Below are 17,943 nucleotides of genomic sequence, written 5' to 3'. Positions count from 1 at the left end.
GGCGTCCGCGGAAACGCCTCGTGCGCTGTGAAACCCACCTGTAAACCGTTAAGTGTGCAGGGCGTCGAATCCCGAGGTGATATGAGCGAACTCCCCGACGAGTTCAAGTGTACGATTACGAACTGGGAGTACATCTACGGTCTCTGTCGTGACGTGAGCGACGAGGTCAAGCGCGACTCCTTCGAACCGGACGTGGTGGTCGCGCTGGCCCGCGGCGGGTGGTTCGCCGGGCGATGTATCTGTGACTTCCTCGGACTGGACGACCTGACCAGCCTCAAGATGGAGCATTACGTCGGCACCGCCGAGAAATCCGACGAACCCGAAGTCCGCTACCCGATGCCCGAGGGGAGCGTCGAGGGCAAGGACGTTCTCATCATCGACGACATCGCCGACACCGGCGGTTCCATCGAACGCGCCGAGGAGTACGTCACCGACCGGGACGCGGGCGAGGTCCGGACCGCCACCCTCCAACTTCTCCAGACCAGTTCCTTCGAACCGGACTACATCGGCGAGCGTCTGGACGAGTGGGCGTGGATAGTCTACCCGTGGAACTTCATCGAGGACATGATAGACATCATCAGTGGCGTGCTGGACAAGGCGGAGGGCGAGGCGTTCACCACCGAGGAGATTCGCCACCTCCTCAGCGAGTTCCACGACGTGGAGCGAATCGAGATGGAAATCGCCCAACCCGACCGCATGGAGGAAGTGCTGACCGAGATGGTTCGCCGGGGAGTCCTCGAAGACGACGGCGAGGCGTGGCGACTGGTCGAGAACGACGACGGCGTGCAGGCCTGAGCGCGGCCCTTTCGTTTCTTTTCGGTTTCTCTCGACTCCCGTCCGAACAGTCGCGGGAAAGATATGAACGGTGGCGAACGTGACCGACCGGACAGTTCCGAAAGGATAGCCGTTTAGTAGCCACCGACACGACTGTAGGCCATGACGATTGGCTTCATCGGGGGAAGCGGCATCTACGAGGCCCTGCCCCTCGAAAACACCCGCGAAGAGGACGTTTCGACACCCTTCGGCGAACCGAGCGCGCCGGTCACTATCGGCGAGTTGGCGGGCGAGGAAGTCGCCTTCCTGCCGCGCCACGGCCCGGACCACCAGCACACGCCGACCAACGCGCCCTACAAGGCCAACATCCACGCGCTGAAGCAGGTCGGCGTCGAGCGCGTGCTGTCGAGCAACGCGGTCGGAAGCCTCCGCGAGGACCTGCCGCCCCAGAGCCTGCTGGTGCCCGACCAGATTTTCGACCGGACCAAACACCGGGATTCGACCTTCTTCGGCGACGGCATCGTGGTCCACATGCCCTTCGCGGACCCCTACTGCCCGCACATGGTCGAACACCTCTCCGAATCGTGTGAGACCGCGACCGATGCAGATTCGGAGCAGGGCGGCACCTACGTCTGCATCGAGGGACCACAGTACTCGACTCGCGCGGAAAGCGAGTTCTACCGCGACCAAGGCTGGGACGTAATCGGCATGACGACGATTCCGGAGGCCAAACTCGCCCGCGAGGCCGAGATGTGCTACGCCACCATCACGGGCGTCACCGACTACGACGTGTGGAAAGAGGACAGCGAAGTGACCCTCCAAGAGGTGCTGGACAACGCCGCCGAGAACGAGGAGGCCATCAAGGAAGTCGTGGAACACGCAATCGAGAACATGCCCGACGAGCGAGAGTGTGACTGCGGCCACGCGCTGGAGGGGACCATCAACACGCCGACCGATGCGATTCCGGACGAGACTCGGGAGCGAGTGGACGAGTTCGTCGGCGAGTATCTGGACTGACCGACTCAGCGAAGTCGCCACCGTCGCAGTCAGGACTGCGACCCGCAGGCCCAGTCGTCGGTCTCCGTTCTCTCTAACTGGGAATGCGGAACAGATATTCGTACTATCAGCTTCTGGACAGTGATATGCAAGTCAGCGAACTGATGACTCCTAGTGTCATCGCCATCTCGGAGACCGAAACGATTCGAGAGGCTTCGAAGCGGATGATTCGGTACGGCGTCGGGAGTATCATCGTCGTCGCCGAGGGGAACCCGGTCGGAATCGTCACTCAGACGGACGTGATGGAGGCCGGCGCGGCGACGGACAAGCCGTTCAGCAAGCTACCGGTCAAGAAGGTGATGACCAGTCCGGTCGTGACGGTTCGCCCGACGGCCACGGTCCGCGAGGCCGTCGAACTGATGGAGGAACACGGCGTCAAACACCTCCCGGTCGCCGACGGCGAACTCCACGGGATGGTCACGACCAGCGATGTGGTGATGCACCACGAAGAGCTGGTGACCGAGTTCGAGGCGCTCAGGGAGTCGCCGCCGACCTCCTCCGACCGAGAGACGACGGCAAACTCGGAGCGTTAGTCCGCTATCGCCTCGGGCGGTTCGGACTCGTCGGTGTCCTCGGGGGCCTCGCCGTCGACGACCCAGAGGTCGCCGAACAGGTCGTCTTGGTCCAAGGTGACGCTCCCGCGGTGGGAGAGAAACAGGAGCGCGAGAAAGGTCTGGATGCGCGACCCGCCAATCGTCTCGATTTCGGCGTACAGCACCTCGGTTCGGCCCTTGTCGTAGTGGGCGCGGAGTTCCTCGCGCACGTCGTCGATGACGGCCTCGATGTCCTCCTCGTGGGCCGTGCCGGTCACGTCGTCCGCGGAGGGTTCCTCGTCCACGCGCATGTCGTCGTCCATCCGGTAGTCCAGCGTCTGGGTGCCGCGCTGGAACCCGCTTGGCGAGTCGGCGGTGTCGTAGCTTCGAGACTCCTTCCACCACGACCCGCGCTCTCGCTCCCGGAGTTCGCGGACGAGTTCGTCCAGCGTCTCGGGCGACCCGCGGGCGGATTTGCGCTCCAGTCGGCGCTCCATCTCGTCTTCGAGTTGGGCCACCGGGTCGTGACCCGAAAAGTCGCCGTCGTCGGCCATCGGCGCGTCCCAGTCGTCCCACGGGACCTCCTCCTCTTCGTCGGGTTCGTCGTCGTCGTCGTCGGCCAGCATCGCGTCGCTTTTCATCCGGAGGAGGACGCTAGCGTAAAACAGCGCCCGACCAGAGGTCCGGAGGTCGGCCTCGTCCAACCGGTCGAGGAACTTGTCCGTGACCGTCACGATGTCGATGTCCCACGGTTCGATTTCGCCCTCCTCGGCCAACTGGACGAGGAGTTCGACGGGTTCGGCCTCGTCGTCGTCCGGGTCGGCGTCCACGTCTACGTCCTCGCCGAGGATACTGTCGTCTTCGGCTTGCTCGCCGTCGTCTTCAGCGGCCGACTCGTCTGCGTCGCCACCGAAAGGGTCCGACGCCTCGGCCTCGGCTTTCCGCCGTCGCTTCTCGTCGTCGTGGCCCGCGATGTTCAGCGAAAAATCGTCTTCCGAGGACGACTGCTCAGTCATCGGCGGGCACCTCGTCTTCCTCGCTGTCGCCCAACTGGATGCCGGTCACGGTACTCACGTTGTCGCCCTGCATCGTGACGCCGATGGCGCGCTCCGAGCGCTCCATCATCGCCGAGCGGTGCGAGACCACGATGAACTGGGCGTCGCCCGCCAACTCGTCCACCATCTCGCCGACGCGCTCGGCGTTGGCGGCGTCGAGGAAGGCGTCAACCTCGTCCAGCGCGTAGAACGGCGCGGGGTTGTACCGCTGGATGGCGAAGATGAACGCGAGGGCTGTCAGGCTCTTTTCGCCGCCCGACATCGCGTCGAGGCGCTGGATGGGCTTGTCGCCCGGTTGGGCCTTCATCGTCAGGCCGCCTTCGAAGGGGTCCTCGTCGTCTTCGAGGTGAAGGTCCCCGGTCCCGTTCGAGAGGCGCTCGAAGATGTTCTGGAACTGGTCGTCGATGGCCTCGTAGGCGTCCATGAAGGTGGCCCGTTTCTGGTCCTCGTAGGAGTCGATTCGGTCGCGGATTCCCTCGCGCTCCTCCACGAGGACCGACTTGCGTTCTTCGAGGTCGTCCAAATCGGCCTTCACGTCGTCGTACTCCTCGATTGCCAGCATGTTCACCGGTTCCAACTCCTCCATCTGGCGTTCGAGGCGCGCGATGTTCTCCTCGACTTCGCCCAAGTCGGGAATCTCGTCGGCGTCGTAGTCGCCGACCTGTTCGTCCAGTTTCGAAATGTCGTCTTCGAGGCGGTCGGCGCTCCGCCGGAGGCTTTCGAGTCGATTCTCGACCGTCTCGACCTCCGACTTCTTCTCGTCGCGGGCCTGCTGGGCCTCGCGGAGATCGGCCTTCACGTCCTTGCGGTCGTCTTTGAGGTCGGCGAGTTCGTCCTCCAGTTCTTCGACCGCCTCGCGCTTCTGTTCGAGGAGGCCCTCTTGGTCTTCGATTTCGGCCTCCAGTTCCTCGATTCGCTCCTCTTGGTCGGCCTTCTTGTTCTGGGCCTGCTCGATGTCGTCGTGGAGGTCCTCGATTGCGTCCTCGGCGTACTGTTTCTCCAGTTGGAGTTCGTTGAGTTCGCCGTCCAACTCGTCCATCTTGTCCTCGAACTCGTCGATTTCGGCCTCGATGTCGTCGGCCTCGGAGGTGAGTTCCGGAATGCGCGAGTCGGCAAGTTCGGTTTCGAGGTCCGCGATGTCGTCTTCGATTTCGGCGATGGTCTCCTCGCGGTCGTCTATCTCGTCTTCCAACTCCTGCATCTGCTCGTTGACGGCCTCGCGTTCGGCCTCCATCGCCAGCAGTTCGTCTTCGAGGTCGTCGATGCGCTCGCGGGCCTCCTCCAGTTCCTCGCCGGTCCGGTCGATGTCCGACTCGATGGACCGAACTTGGTCGGTCGCGTCGCTCTTGCGGTCCCGAGCGTCGTCTAGCCGACTCTCCACGTCTCGGAGGTCCTCGCGGACCGACTTGCGCTCGTCCTCCAACTCGTTGATTCGCTGGGCGACGCGCTCCAGTTGGCCCTCACCGGACTTCGAGAAGGAGTAGCGCGACCCGGATTTCGACCCGCCGGTCATCGCGCCGCTCTTTTCGACCAACTCGCCCGAGAGGGTCACGAGTCGGTAATCGCCCATCAGGTCACGGGCCGTCTCCATGTCTTCGACGACCAGCGTGTCGCCCAGCACGTAGGCGAACACCCCGGAGTACTGCGAGTCGAAGTCCAGCAAGTTGTACGCGAAGTCCACCACGCCGGGCATGCTGGGCGCGCTGGGCAGGTTCCGGTCGTGCATCTCGGTCATCGGCAGGAAGGTCGCCCGCCCGGCGTTCCGGGATTTGAGGTACTCGATGCACGACTGACCCACGCCGTCGTCGTCCACCACGACGTGGGCCATCCGGCCGCCCGCGGCGGTCTCACAGGCAGTCGCGTACTTCTGGTTGACGCCGCCCAACTGGGCGACCGTTCCGTGGACACCCTGCTTGTCGGCGTTCAGAATGGTCGAGACTGCGCGGCCATACGACGAGTCGCCGCTCTGGCCCGCCTTGGCTTCGAGTTCGGCGTACTCCTGCTGTTTGGCCTGAATCTCGTCCTCGACCGAATCGAGGTCGTCTTGGAGTTCGCGCTTCTCCTGTTTCAGGTCCTCAACCACGTCGTCTATCTGGGCGCGGTTGCGCTCGGCCTTGGACAACTCGTCGTCCAAGTCGTCCAGTTTGGCCTCCAACTCGGGAATCCGCTCGCGGGCGTCGTCCAACTCGGCTTCCTTCTCGCTCTCGGCGTTCGACCGGCGGCGGGCCTCGTCCAGCAGGCGGTCCTTCTCGCGCTGGAGGTCGTTTTTCTCGCTTTTCTCGTCTTCCAGCAGTTCCTTCTTCTCGGCCAACTCGGCTTTCACCTCGTCGTACTCGGTGTCGATGGCCTCGATTTCGGCCTCGACCTCCTCCAACTCGGCCTCCTTCTGCTGGATGTCGGCCTTCACGGAGGACTTCTCGATTTTGATGTCGCGGATGTCGCTTTCGAACTCGTCTACGTCCTCCTGCTTGCGGTCGATTTCCACGAACGCCTGTCGGCGGGTGTTCTCGGCGTCCTGAATCTTCTCCTCGGCCGACTCGATGGCGTCTTCCAACCGGGAGATTTCGCCTTTGACCTCCTCGATTTCGCTCTTGATGCGGAGTTGTTCGTCCTCGCCCTTGCGCTCGATTTCGGCGTTGAGTTCCTCCAACTCGTCTTCGAGGCGGATGACCTTGCCCTGCTTTTCGTCAAGTTCGGCTTGCAGGTCGGCGAGTTCCGCCTCTCGGTCTTCGATGTCGTCTCGCGTGTGCGCGAGGTCCTCTCGTTTCTCCTCTAACTCGGCGGCCTTGAGGTGGCCCTCGTACTCCTGTTTTTCGTCGCGCAGGCCTTGATATTCGAGGGCGGTCTCTCGCTCGTCGGCCAACTGGTCGAGGCGGTCCTGCTTCTCGCCGATGCGGAGTTCGGCCTCGCTGATGCGCTCTTTGACCGTCTCCAGTTCTTCGAGGGCGTCGTCTTTCTTGGCGTCGAACTCGGCGACGCCCGCGATTTCATCGATGATTTGGCGACGCTCGTGGGGCGTCATGTTGATAATCTCGGTCACGTCGCCCTGCATGACGACGTTGTACCCCTCCGGCGTCACCCCGGCCTGCGCCAACAGGTCTTGGATGTCCGAGAGGTTGACCGAGCGCCCGTTGAGGTAGTAGTACGAATAGTAGTTGTCGTCGGTCTCCTTGACCCGGCGCTTGATGGTGATTTCTTCGACATCGCCGACGTTATCCGAGCCTGCGGCGTTGACGACCTGCGCGCGGTCCACCACGCCGTCGGTGTTGTCCAACACGACTTCGACGCTGGCCTCTCGCGTCCCGCCCTGCTCCTCGCTCCCGTCGGCGTGGCCGGGATTGTAGATGAGGTCGGTCAGTTTCTCCGCGCGGATGCCTCGGGTTCGGGCGAGACCCAAGGCGAACAGCACGCTGTCGATGATGTTGCTTTTCCCCGAGCCATTCGGACCCGAAACAGTCGTGAAATCCTCGTAGAACGGGATTTCGGTCCGCCGTCCGAAGCTCTTGAAGTTATCCAAGACGAGCTTTTTGATGTGCATGGTTGCTCGTACGCGGGGACCCCGTTACGCGACGATGATGTCGTCGCCCAACTCGGAATCTCCCCCCGTCTCGTCTTCCTCCTGGGACTCTTGGCTTTTAGCATCATCGCTTTCCTCGCTTTCGTCGTCTCGGGCGGTCGTAGCCTTCGATTCCGACGATTTCGCCGGCCGCGAATCGGTCGCCTCACTTTCGAGGGTTTCGAGTCGGTCGTGGACCTCCACCAACTCCTCGGTCAGTCCTTTCACCGTGGCTTCGAGTCGCTCGACTTTCGATTCGAGTTCCTCGACGCGCTCGTCTTGGTCGTTCATGTCCGTGTTGGGCCACGGCAGGACCATAAAACGTGCGTCAGACAAATGTATATAATTTTACCAGAGGTGTCGTGGGTGCGATTCCCACGCTTCAGCGACGGTATCCGGTGAATATAAGTTCTCACCGCCAGAGAAATTAGCCACTTCAAGCAGATGACTCGGGGAAACGGACGGAAGCCGTGGCTTCGTCTCTCGGGTATTAGCCACGCGCTCGCGGTTCTTACCGCCGTTCTCCTCGTCGCCGCCAGCGTCGGGCCCGGAGTCGGCGTCGTGTTCGCCGAAACTGACAGTTCGGCCGAGGAGGCCCCGTCGCTAGCCGAGAACCCACTCGTCGTCGGTGGCGACGACCGGGCGAACTCCTCGGTCCGAAGGACGCCGACCGGCCCACCTAGACCGACCGAGACGCCCGACCCAGAACCGGGTCCGGGCGGCCCGCCGGGTGACGAAACGACTGCCTCCGCCCCGAACACGACTGTTCCCGGCGACCCGCCCGGAGACGGGGGCGGTCCGCCCGAAACCCCCGGTCCGCCGGATGACGACACCGGCCCACCGGAAAATGAAACCGGGCCGCCGGAAGACCCCGGTCCGCCGGGCAACGACAGCGATGCGCCCGGCGAACCCGGACCACCGGGCAACCAGACCGGGCCGCCCGAGGACGGGACTGGTCCACCGGGTAACGAGACCGGCCCACCCGAAGACGCCGGACCGCCGGAGAACCGAACCGGTCCACCCGCCGACCCCGGTCCGCCCGAAAACCGGACTGGCCCGCCCGGCAACGGAACCGGCGTGCCGGGCAATGGAAACGGAATGCCTCGGAATGAAACAGGTGGTCCTCGCAACGGAACAGGATTCTCCGGCAACGCGACCGGTCCGCCGGGCAACGCCACCGACCCCGGCAACCGGAACGACCGCGCCGGCCGAGGACCCAACGTCAGCGCCCCGAGCGTGAACGTCACCGTGCCCAACGCGACCGCGAACGACTCGGTGTCGGTGAACGTCTCGGAGACGGCGGCCGACGAGTCCGACGTGGCGTTCTCGTCGGTCAACGTCACCCCGACCAAGAACGGGAGTTTCTCGCTCGACGTGACCGCCAGCGAGGCCCCGATAGCCGACAAGACGCCGACCCGCGACCTGTCGAACGGAACCGAACCGCTGGCGTACCTGAGCGTGGGCCACTCGATTGCCGACCGGAACATCAGTAACGTCACCTTCCGGTTCCGCGTGGACCGAGACCGGGTGAACGACTCCGAGCGCGACGAAATCGCCATGTACCGCTACCACGGCGAGTCGTGGAACGCGCTCCCGACGACGCTGGTGAAGACCACCGAGGACCACTACGTCTATCGAGTTCACTCGCCCGGCCTCTCGGAGTTCGCGGCCGGAAAACAGCGACCCAAATTCGAGATTGCCGACGCTACGGTCGAACTCACCACGCTGTCGGTCGGCGACGCGCTCGAAGTGCAGGTCCGCATCACCAACGAGGGCGACGCCGACGGGACCTTCACGGCGGACCTCGTTCTCGGCGGTGAGACGGTCGCCGACCGCCAACTCACCATCGCAGAGGGCGGGATGCGCCAGACGACCTTCGAGCGCACGGTGGCCCGACCGGGCACCTACGAAGTCTACGTCAACGACTTCCGTGTCGGGGAAATCGCGGTGGACGGGTCAGCGGTGCGGGGGAACAACGCCACGAGTCCAGTACTGACCGAGGACGCCGAGACTGTCGGCGACAGCACGACCAGTCGGAACACCAACGCGAGCGTTCCCGGTCTCGGGGCCGCGGCGGGACTCCTCGCGCTCCTGACGACCCTGCTGGCAATCTGGCGAACCCAGTAGCCCGGTCAGTTTTCTGCCGGCTGTAAGTCGATATTGACGACCGACCCCTGCGGGTCGTTCTCGGCGAAGGTAAGCCGACCGCCGGAGCGTTCCACGACCCAGTGGACTAGCCACAGGCCCAGACCGCTCCCGTGTTCGAGGTCGGTCTCCTCGCCCTCGGTCAAGACGGCCCGCTCGTGTTCCGGGATGCCCGACCCGTCGTCTGTGACCGAGACGCGGACCCACTGCGGGTCGTCAGCATCGGCGTCAGCGCCGGTTGCGTCCGCGACCTCCTCGACAGAGACCGACACCGAGGGGTCGTCATTGTGTTCGACCGCGTTCTCACAGAGGTTCTCGACCGCGGCGTCGAGGGCGGGAACCGCCAGCGCAGAGGGTTGGTCGTCGGCCTCGACCGAGATGTCGGCGTCGGGGTAGTCGTCGCGGACCGCCTCAGCGGCATCTTCGGCGACCGAGGAGACGTCGGTCTCGACCGGCCCGGACTCCTCGCCCTCCATCGCCGACCCGACCCTGCGGGCCTTCTCGCTTAAGTCCACGAGGTCCCAGCCTCGGGTGGCGATTTTCTCGGCGGCCTGCCGGACCTGTTGGTCGTCGGCCTCGTCGGCGACGAACTCGGCGTAGTTGACCACGACGGTCATGCCGTTTCGCACGTTGTGGCGCAGGACGCGGTTGAACACCTGTAGACGCTGTTCGCGCTCCCGGAGTTCCGTCTCGCGCTCGGCCAGCGCGTCGGCGAGGTCCTCGAACCCCTCCCGAATCTGGTGCCACTCCTCGCCCGAGGCGAGTTCGGGCGACTCGTCGTAGTCGCCGTCCCGGAGCGCGCTGAACCCGTCGAGCAGTTTCTCTGCCTGCCGGATGTTGGCGTTGTACTCCCAGACCGCCAGCGCGATGACCAGCGACAACACCAGCGCCAGACTCGCCGCCTGCATGACGGCGACCTCTCGCAATCGGGCGTTCAGGGTCGAGCGGTCCCGACTCACCCTGACCGTCCACCCGGTCGAGGAGACAGTCGCACTGCTCGAAACGCTCTCGTCGAAGGCGGCCTGCGACTCGTGGAGAACCTTGCCGTCGGCCCGGACCGAGACGGTCCGAACCCCGGTCTCCAGCGGCTTGACCATGGTGAGGAAGGTGAACTCGTTGACCGGGAGCGCCGCCGCGAGGACGCCGGTTATCTCGCCGTCCTCGAAAATCGGCGCGCTGACGACGACGATGTGCTGGTCGGTCCCCGCAACGCGCTCGGGGTCGGTGACGTGGATTTCGCCGGTTTCGGCGGTCTTGCTCACGTAGGTCCGGGTGCTGAGGTCCTTGCCGATGGTCTCGTCGCGGACCTCGGGCGAGATGTCGCCCCGGAAATCGACCACGGTGCCGTTGGCCGCGACCACCTGCGCGGCGAACAGGTGCGGGTTCGTCAGAAGCCTGTCCAAGAACTCGCCGGACCGGTTGAAGTCGCTCGCCGCCGGGCGCGAGGCGTAGAACCCGACGTAGTTCTTCTCTTGGCGAATCTGGGCGTCGATTTGCTCGGCAGTCTGGGCCGCCGTCTGGTCCACGTTCTCCTGCATCCCCGAGATGGACCGGTCTTTTGCCAGTTCGAGTTGGCCGTAGACCACGCCGCTGAGGACCAGCGTGACGACCACCATCAGCACCGCGAACTTCGTCCGGACCTTCACGTTTTCACCACCTGAACGCTCGGAGGTAATGAACCCTGCTGAACCGTCGTTCGTTAGTCTTTAGCGGCCCGGCCGCAAACTGGGGCGTAATGACTGCACAGGCTGTCCAGCAATCGGACCTCGCCGTCGTCATCGGTCTGGAGGTCCACGTGCAACTCGAGACGGACACGAAAATCTTCTGCGGGTGTTCGACCGACGTGGCCGACGCCGAGCCAAACACCCACACCTGCCCGGTGTGTCTCGGCCTGCCCGGCGCGCTCCCGGTGCTGAACGAGGGCGCGGTCGAATCCGCGGTCAAGGTCGGCAAGGCCATCGACGCCGACATCCCCGAGGAGACGACCTTCCACCGGAAGAACTACTTCTACCCCGACCTGCCCAAGGGGTTCCAGATTACCCAGTACGACGCTCCTGTCTGTCAGGACGGCGAACTGGCGGTCGAAGTCGAGGGCGAGCGCCGGACCGTCGGCATCCAGCGCGCCCACCTCGAAGAGGACCCCGGAAGCCTCCAGCACGCCGGCGGGAGCATCGACACCGCCGAGTACACGCTGGTCAACTACAACCGAGCGGGCGTCCCGCTGATGGAAATCGTGACCGAACCCGACTTCCGTGGCTCCGAGGAGGTCCGGGCCTTCCTCGCCAAACTCGAAGAAGTGCTGGAATACCTCGGCGTGTTCGATAGCCAGCGCGACGGGAGCCTCCGCATCGACGCCAACCTCAGCGTCGTGGACGCCGACGAAATCGGCGACGACGGCGAGATTAGCGACGAGGCCCTCGAATCGGCCAACCGGACCGAGGTCAAGAACATCTCTAGCCACAAGGGTGCGGAGAAAGCCCTGTCCTACGAGGCCCAACGCCAGAAGAACGCGGTCAAGCGCGGCCGAGAAGTCGAACAGGAGACCCGCCACTGGGACGAGTCCCGTGGCATCACCGTCTCGATGCGGTCGAAGGAAGAGGAGAAAGACTACCGCTACTTCCGGGAGGCCGACCTGCCGCCGCTCCAAGTCAGCGACTGGAAGCAGAAACTCGACATCCCCGAGCTACCGGACGCCCGGCGCGAGCGGTTCCGCGACGAGTACGACCTGAGCGAGGAGGCCGCCAGCAAACTCACCTCCACCAAGCAGGTCGCGGACTTCTACGAGGACGTGGCCAGCGAGTACGCCCCCGACCTCGCCGCGACGTGGGTCGCCGACAACCTGCTGGGCGAACTCAACTACCGCGACATGGAGATTACCGACGTTGAGGGTCGCCTCGGCGAGTTCAAGCACCTCGTCGAACTCGTCGCCGAAGACGAGATTACCACGAAGAACGCCGAGGAGGTCGTCCTCCGCGAGATGCTGGACGAGGGCGACGACCCCGAGACGGTCATCGACCGCGAGGGGCTGGGCAAGGCCGACGAGGGCGAAGTCGAGGGTGCCGTCACCGAGGCCATCGAGGAGAACCCCGACGCCGTGGAAGACTACCACACCGGCGAAGGCGGCGCGCTCAACTTCCTCGTCGGGCAGGTCATGCAGAAGACCGGCGGGAGCGCCGACCCCGGTTCGGTGAACCAGATGCTCCGCGAGCGACTGGACGAGTAGGCGAACAGGCGGCGCAAGTTTTGGTTGCTTCGACCCCGAGGAGCGCGCCGCGCTCCCGCCGAGACTCCTCGGGACGGGTCTCAGGTCACGCGAGGGGTTCGTCCCGGCTTCAGGCTTAAACTCTCGTCCTCAGAACAGGAACCGAACCCCGACTAGCGACACTGCACTGACGACGACGAGCGTGACGAACAGTAGTCCGACCGGTCCCGCGCCGGTCCGGCGGAGGTCCCGAGCGTCGATGTCGAGGCCGAGACCGGCGAACGCGACGAGGAATAAATAGTGATAGGCGCGCGTGAGAGCGTCGATTTCGGCCGGAGAGAGCACCCCGCTGGACGCAAGCACCATCACCGAGACGAACCCGAGGACGAACTTGGGGAACCCCTGCCAGAGTTCCCGGAGGGTCCGGCCGGGGGCGTCGAACGCCGAGTCGGAACCGGCAGTGCCGGTGTAGGCCACCGAGTAGGCGAGGACGACCGCACCCAGCAGGACGTTGCGCGTGAGTTTCGTCAGCGTGGCCCACTGGCCGGCCGCCTCGGAGTAGGCGAACCCCGCGGCCGTCACCGGGCCGGTGCTGAACATGCTCAGGCCGGCCCAGATGCCGAAGACCTGCCCGGAGAGTCCGAGGAGTTGCCCGACAACGGGATAGGCGAACAGCGTGAGCGCGTCGAACAGCAGGATGGCGCTGGTGGCGTAGGCGATTTGGTCCTCGTCGGCCCGGACGGTCCCGGCGATGGCGACCACCGCCGAGACGCCGCAGATGCTCGCGCCCGCCGCCAGCAGGGACCCGAGGCGGCGCTGGAGACCGAACAGACTGCGCGAGAGGCCTTCGGCGACGGCGATGGTGAACGCGACGATGCCGACCACCGACAGCAGGAGCGGGAGACCCGCGGCGAGGACGGAATCGAGCGCGATGCGAGCGCCCATCAGTACGATGCCGACTTCGAGCCAGAGCTTCTGGGTGGCGACGCCCGGTCGGCAGGCCGCCGGAACTCCCGCGACGTTGGCGACCAGAATCCCGAGCGCGATTGCGACGACGAGCGAGTTCAGCGGCGTGACCGCGCCGACGGCCTCGCCGACTGCACCGACGGCTATCAGGAGCGCGAGACCGGGGAGGAGTCGCCGGAACCCTGCCATCGAGTTAGACTACGAGAGCGACCACGCCGACCGCGAGGTAGCCGAGGACGACCGCCTGCCACCCGCGGTCGAGTTCGGCCCACCGGCGTCGAAGTCGCGTGCTCCTCGTTCGTGCGTCCATCGTTGGAAACCTCGGCGAGGTCCCATAATAGGCTGTTGGAAGCGAGAGGCCTCGCGTGGAGCTACCGATACAAGTGGTTAGGAATTGTTTTCCTATTTCAACAAATTTCATTTGTTGCCCTCCGGAACGTCGCTCAGTCTCCCGGCGAGGCCGTCGGTTCTTTCTCTACGACGCCTTTCTGCCACCGACCGAGGCTGAACCACGCCACGCCGACGACGAACGACCCAATCGCGGAGAACGACCACGCCCACCAGAGACCCTCGACGCCCCACGCCCACCCCGAGAGCGGGACGCCGAGCGCGGAAATCGACCACGAGTAGGCTAACACCAGCGCGACCGGGATACGCAGAACCCACCGCGAGAGGACCGACAGCGCCATCGCGGTCCGGGTGTCGCCCGCGCCCCGGAACCCGCCCTGCACGACCATCAGGCCGCCGAAGAAGGCGAGGAAGGGGCCGATGATGCGCAGGAACTCCACGCCCGCAGAGACGACAGCGGGGTCGTCGATGAACACACGCATCGCTCCGGCGGGGAAGACATACATCAGCGCGCCAGCGCCGAACAGCACCGCCATCGTCCCGCCGGTCCCCTTCCACGTGACCTCGGCGGCCCGGTCGGGCGTGTCAGCGCCGAGGTTCTGGCCCACCCCGGTCGCGGTGGCCTGTCCGACCGCGCCCGAGACGGTCCACGACACCGACATCAACCGGAGGCCGACGCCGTAGGCCGCGGTCGGAATCGCACCGAACCGGGCAACCAGCGCCGCCATCGCCACCGCAGAGAAACTCCGCGCGAGGCCGTCGAGGGTGCCGGGATACCCGACATCCACGAGTCGCTTCAGCACTGGCCAGTCGGGCCGGAGGTCCCCGAGGCGCAGGCGGACGCCCCAGTCGCCCTTGACGAGGAGCGCGACACCAATAACCGCGGCCAGCACCCGCGAAATCAGGGTAGCGATGGCGGCCCCGCGGACGCCCCACTCGGGGAAGGGACCCCACCCGAGGATGAGCAAGGGGTCCACGACCACGTTGACGCCCGCCGAGAGGACCATCAACCACATCGCGGTCCGGGTGTCGCCCGCCCCGCGCAGGACCGCTCGGAAGACGAAAAACAGGAAGGTGAACGGAATCGAGACGAACAGCACTTCGATGTACTCAAGCGAGAAGGCATACACCTGCCCCTGCGCGCCGACTAGCGACAGCAGTGGGTGTCGGAAGACGTAGCCGAACGCCGACAGCGCCAGCGCCACCGCGACGGTCAACATCGTAATCTGGGCCACCACGTTGTCGGCCTTCCGGTCGTCGCCCGCGCCGACGTGCTGGGAGACCAGCGCGACGGACGCCGCGGTCAACCCCATCGCCACCGAGACGAACATCCACGCGGTCGGGAACATCAGCGAGACGGCCGCGACCGCGTTCGGCCCGACTCTGCCCACCCAGAACATGTCCGCGAGATTGTAGAACGTCTGGAGGAGGTTCCCGGCCACCAGCGGCCACGCGAGACTCACCAACTTGGGCGTGATTGCCCCGGTGGTCATGTCCACCCGACTTTCCTGTTTGCCTGCCACGGTTCCGGTGGAACGTCGTGGGTGTAATTCTTAAACACACGCTTTCCCTTCGGGCCTGCCGGATTCGCCCCGTTCGGCGGGTAACCCGACGCCTGCATGCGATTTTCTCGGCGAAAGCTTTACCCCCGCAGTTGTCCTACCGAGAACACGAATGAGCGACCAGCGACTCCCCGACCCCCAAGTAGCCGCCCGGTTCGGACGCGGACCGACCGCTGGAGGTGAGGCATGGAACTGATAATCACCGAGAAGGACAACGCCGCCAGACGCATCGCCGACATCCTGAGCGGCGAGTCCGCCGAGGCCGAACGCAAGAACGGCGTCAACGTCTACAAGTGGGGCGGCAGGCGGTGCATCGGTCTGTCGGGCCACGTGGTGGGCGTGGACTTCCCCGACGAGTACAACGACTGGCGCGACGTGGAACCCGTCGAACTCATCAACGCCCCCATCGAGAAGAAGGCCACCAAGGAAAACATCGTCTCCACCCTGCGAGTGCTGGCCCGGAAGTCCGACCAAGTGACGATTGCGACCGACTACGACCGCGAGGGCGAACTCATCGGCAAGGAGGCGTGGGAACTCGTCCGCGAGGTCAACGACGAGGTGCCGATTCGCCGGGTCCGGTTCTCCTCGATTACGAAAAACGAGGTCACGGAGGCCTTCGAAAACCCCGACGAGTTGGACTTCGACCTCGCGGCGGCGGGCGAGGCCCGACAGGAAATCGACCTCATCTGGGGCGCGGCCCTCACCCGATTCCTCTCGCTGTCGGCCCGCCAGTTGGGCGACGACTTCATCTCGGTCGGCCGAGTCCAGTCGCCGACCCTCAAACTCATCGTGGACCGCGAGCGCGAAATCGAGGCCTTCGACCCCGAGGACTACTGGGAACTGTTCGCGGACCTCCTGAAGGATACTGACGACGAGACCGCCGAGTTCGAGTCCCAGTACTTCTACCGCAACGACGAGGGCAACGAGGCCGAGCGTGTCTGGGACGAGGAGACCGCCCGAAGCGTCTTCGAGGTCCTCGATTCGGCGACCACGGCAGAAGTAGAGCGCGTCTCCCGGCGCACCCGGACCGACGACCCGCCGGCACCCTTCAACACCACGCAGTTCATCCGCGCCGCGGGGAGTCTGGGCTACTCGGCCCAGCAGGCCATGAGCATCGCCGAGGACCTCTACACTGCGGGCTACATGACCTACCCCCGGACCGACAACACGGTCTATCCCGACGATTTGGACCCCGAGGAGCTACTCGACACGTTCTCGGGCAACTACCACTTCGGCGACGACGCCGACGACCTGCTCGAACTGGACGACCTCGAACCCACCGAGGGCGACGAGGAGACCACCGACCACCCGCCGATTCACCCGACCGAGGACATCCCCACCAAGGGCGACCTCTCGGACGACGAGTGGGAAATCTACGAACTGGTCGTCAGGCGATTCTTCGCCACCGTCGCCGATTCCGCGACGTGGGAACATCTCAAGGTGGTTGCCAGCGTCGAGGACCACACGCTCAAGGCCAACGGCAAGCGTCTGATGGAGGAGGGCTACCACGCGGTCTACCCCTACTTCAACACCTCCGAGAACTACGTCCCCGACGTCGAGGAGGGCGACGAGTTGGAAGTCACCGACGCCCGCATCGAGGACAAACAGACCCAACCGCCCCGCAGATACGGCCAATCGCGGCTTATCGAGACCATGGAGAAGATGGGGGTCGGCACGAAATCGACTCGCCACAACACCATCGAGAAACTCTACGACCGGGGCTACGTCGAGGGCGACCCGCCCCGGCCGACCCAACTCGCCAAGGCCGTGGTCACGGCCGCCGAGGAGTTCGCGGACCTCGTGGTCAGCGAGGAGATGACCGTCGAACTCGAAGAAGACATGACCGCCATCGCGGAGGGCGAGGCCGACCTGTCCGAGGTCGCAGACGAGTCGCGCGAGTACCTCCAGCAAGTGTTCGACGAACTGCGCGACTCGCGCGAGGAGGTCGGTGACCTGCTTCAGGAGTCACTGAAGGCCGACAAGAAACTCGGTCCCTGCCCCGAGTCGGACCACGAACTGCTGGTTCGCCAGAGCCGGAACGGGTCGTACTTCGTCGGGTGTGACGGCTACCCCGACTGCGAGTACACCCTGCCGCTTCCGAACACGGGCAAGCCCCTGATTCTGGACGAGGAGTGCGAGGACCACGGCCTGCGCCACGTCAAGATGCTGGCCGGACGCCAGACGTTCGTCCACGGGTGTCCGCTTTGCAAGGCCGAGGAGGCCGACGAGGAGGACGACGAAGTAATCGGCGTCTGTCCAGAATGCGGCGAGGAAGAAGGCGGAGAGCTTGCTATCAAGCACCTCCAAAACGGCTCTCGGCTGGTCGGGTGTACCCGGTACCCCGACTGCGATTACTCGCTTCCGCTCCCTCGCCGGGGCGACATCGAGATTACCGACGAGCGGTGCGAGGAACACGACCTGCCCGAACTCGTCATCCACAACAGCGACGAACCGTGGGAACTCGGCTGTCCCATCTGCAACTACCGGGAGTTCAAGGCCCGCGAGAGCGAGTCCGGAAGCGACCTCGAATCGCTCGACGGCATCGGCGCGAAGACTGCCGAGAAGCTCTCTGAGGCAGGTATCGAGAGCATCGACGACCTGAAAGACGCCGAGGTTGAGACGGTGGCCTCGGAGGTGCAGGGCGTGAGCGAGGACCGACTGCGGGGTTGGCAGGCGAAAGCCGACTAATCACTGACCGAGGAGACGCGACTCCGAGGAGTCAGTCGTGTCCGCCCTTTTCGGAAAA

General features: G+C 64.8%; 12 protein-coding genes. 6 read left to right on the top strand and 6 right to left on the bottom strand.

All coding sequences use genetic code 11. The features are described from left to right. Positions 1 to 81 precede the first annotated feature (81 nt). The 3 genes from P2T57_RS16240 to P2T57_RS16230 all read left to right on the top strand — a co-directional run bounded on the left by P2T57_RS16240 (position 82) and on the right by P2T57_RS16230 (position 2,363). Positions 82 to 795 (top strand): phosphoribosyltransferase, encoded by a 714-nt coding sequence (locus P2T57_RS16240; protein ID WP_276300266.1) that lies wholly within the window; start codon positions 82 to 84, stop codon positions 793 to 795. A 141-nt stretch (positions 796 to 936) separates the two neighbouring features. Beyond that, a complete protein-coding gene (mtnP, locus tag P2T57_RS16235; protein ID WP_276300265.1) occupies positions 937 to 1,791 on the top strand; it encodes an S-methyl-5'-thioadenosine phosphorylase in 855 nt (284 codons plus the stop codon). Between the two features lie 125 nt (positions 1,792 to 1,916). Continuing rightward, the gene (locus P2T57_RS16230; protein WP_276300264.1) at positions 1,917 to 2,363 is read left to right on the top strand and encodes a CBS domain-containing protein; all 447 of its coding nucleotides are present in this window, start codon (positions 1,917 to 1,919) and stop codon (positions 2,361 to 2,363) included. Here the strand turns inward: P2T57_RS16230 and P2T57_RS16225 are convergent. Genes P2T57_RS16225 through P2T57_RS16215 form a run of 3 tightly spaced genes read right to left on the bottom strand, consistent with a single transcriptional unit; the run spans position 2,360 to position 7,265 of the window. After that, positions 2,360 to 3,379 carry a segregation and condensation protein A gene (locus tag P2T57_RS16225; RefSeq protein WP_276300263.1) on the bottom strand — a complete coding sequence of 340 codons (1,020 nt, stop codon included), beginning with the start codon at positions 3,377 to 3,379 and terminating at the stop codon, positions 2,360 to 2,362. The two genes, P2T57_RS16230 and P2T57_RS16225, sit on opposite strands and share 4 nt — an antisense overlap. Further along, positions 3,372 to 6,956 (bottom strand): chromosome segregation protein SMC, encoded by a 3,585-nt coding sequence (gene smc / locus P2T57_RS16220; RefSeq protein ID WP_276300262.1) that lies wholly within the window; start codon positions 6,954 to 6,956, stop codon positions 3,372 to 3,374. The genes P2T57_RS16225 and smc overlap by 8 nt, the downstream gene beginning before the upstream one ends. Positions 6,957 to 6,980: 24 nt before the next feature. Next, the gene (locus tag P2T57_RS16215) at positions 6,981 to 7,265 is read right to left on the bottom strand and encodes a DUF7518 family protein (protein WP_276300261.1); all 285 of its coding nucleotides are present in this window, start codon (positions 7,263 to 7,265) and stop codon (positions 6,981 to 6,983) included. A gap of 807 nt (positions 7,266 to 8,072) precedes the next feature. Between P2T57_RS16215 and P2T57_RS16210 the strand changes: the two genes are divergently transcribed. Continuing rightward, positions 8,073 to 9,101 carry a PGF-pre-PGF domain-containing protein gene (locus P2T57_RS16210; protein ID WP_276300260.1) on the top strand — a complete coding sequence of 343 codons (1,029 nt, stop codon included), beginning with the start codon at positions 8,073 to 8,075 and terminating at the stop codon, positions 9,099 to 9,101. Between the two features lie 5 nt (positions 9,102 to 9,106). On the opposite strand, the gene P2T57_RS16205 is transcribed toward P2T57_RS16210, so the two are convergent. Beyond that, positions 9,107 to 10,765 (bottom strand): sensor histidine kinase, encoded by a 1,659-nt coding sequence (locus P2T57_RS16205; protein WP_276300259.1) that lies wholly within the window; start codon positions 10,763 to 10,765, stop codon positions 9,107 to 9,109. A gap of 89 nt (positions 10,766 to 10,854) precedes the next feature. Between P2T57_RS16205 and gatB the strand changes: the two genes are divergently transcribed. Then, a complete protein-coding gene (gatB, locus tag P2T57_RS16200) occupies positions 10,855 to 12,342 on the top strand; it encodes an Asp-tRNA(Asn)/Glu-tRNA(Gln) amidotransferase subunit GatB (protein ID WP_276300258.1) in 1,488 nt (495 codons plus the stop codon). A gap of 129 nt (positions 12,343 to 12,471) precedes the next feature. On the opposite strand, the gene P2T57_RS16195 is transcribed toward gatB, so the two are convergent. Together P2T57_RS16195 and P2T57_RS16190 are read right to left on the bottom strand one after the other, a co-directional pair. Then, positions 12,472 to 13,476: a YeiH family protein gene (locus P2T57_RS16195; RefSeq protein WP_276300257.1), complete on the bottom strand. Its 1,005-nt coding sequence runs from the start codon at positions 13,474 to 13,476 to the stop codon at positions 12,472 to 12,474. 254 nt (positions 13,477 to 13,730) lie between these two features. Then, positions 13,731 to 15,128 carry an MATE family efflux transporter gene (locus tag P2T57_RS16190; protein WP_420028546.1) on the bottom strand — a complete coding sequence of 466 codons (1,398 nt, stop codon included), beginning with the start codon at positions 15,126 to 15,128 and terminating at the stop codon, positions 13,731 to 13,733. Positions 15,129 to 15,383: 255 nt separating this feature from the next. On the opposite strand from P2T57_RS16190, the gene P2T57_RS16185 reads away from it, so the two are divergent. Continuing rightward, positions 15,384 to 17,885 (top strand): DNA topoisomerase I, encoded by a 2,502-nt coding sequence (locus tag P2T57_RS16185; protein ID WP_276300255.1) that lies wholly within the window; start codon positions 15,384 to 15,386, stop codon positions 17,883 to 17,885. The last annotated feature ends 58 nt before the right edge of the window (positions 17,886 to 17,943 follow it).

This window comes from Halorussus lipolyticus (genome assembly GCF_029338375.1).
Classification (GTDB): Archaea; Halobacteriota; Halobacteria; order Halobacteriales; family Haladaptataceae; genus Halorussus; species Halorussus lipolyticus.
Note: the sequence above shows the minus strand (reverse complement) of the source record. Positions and strands in the feature narration are given on the sequence as shown.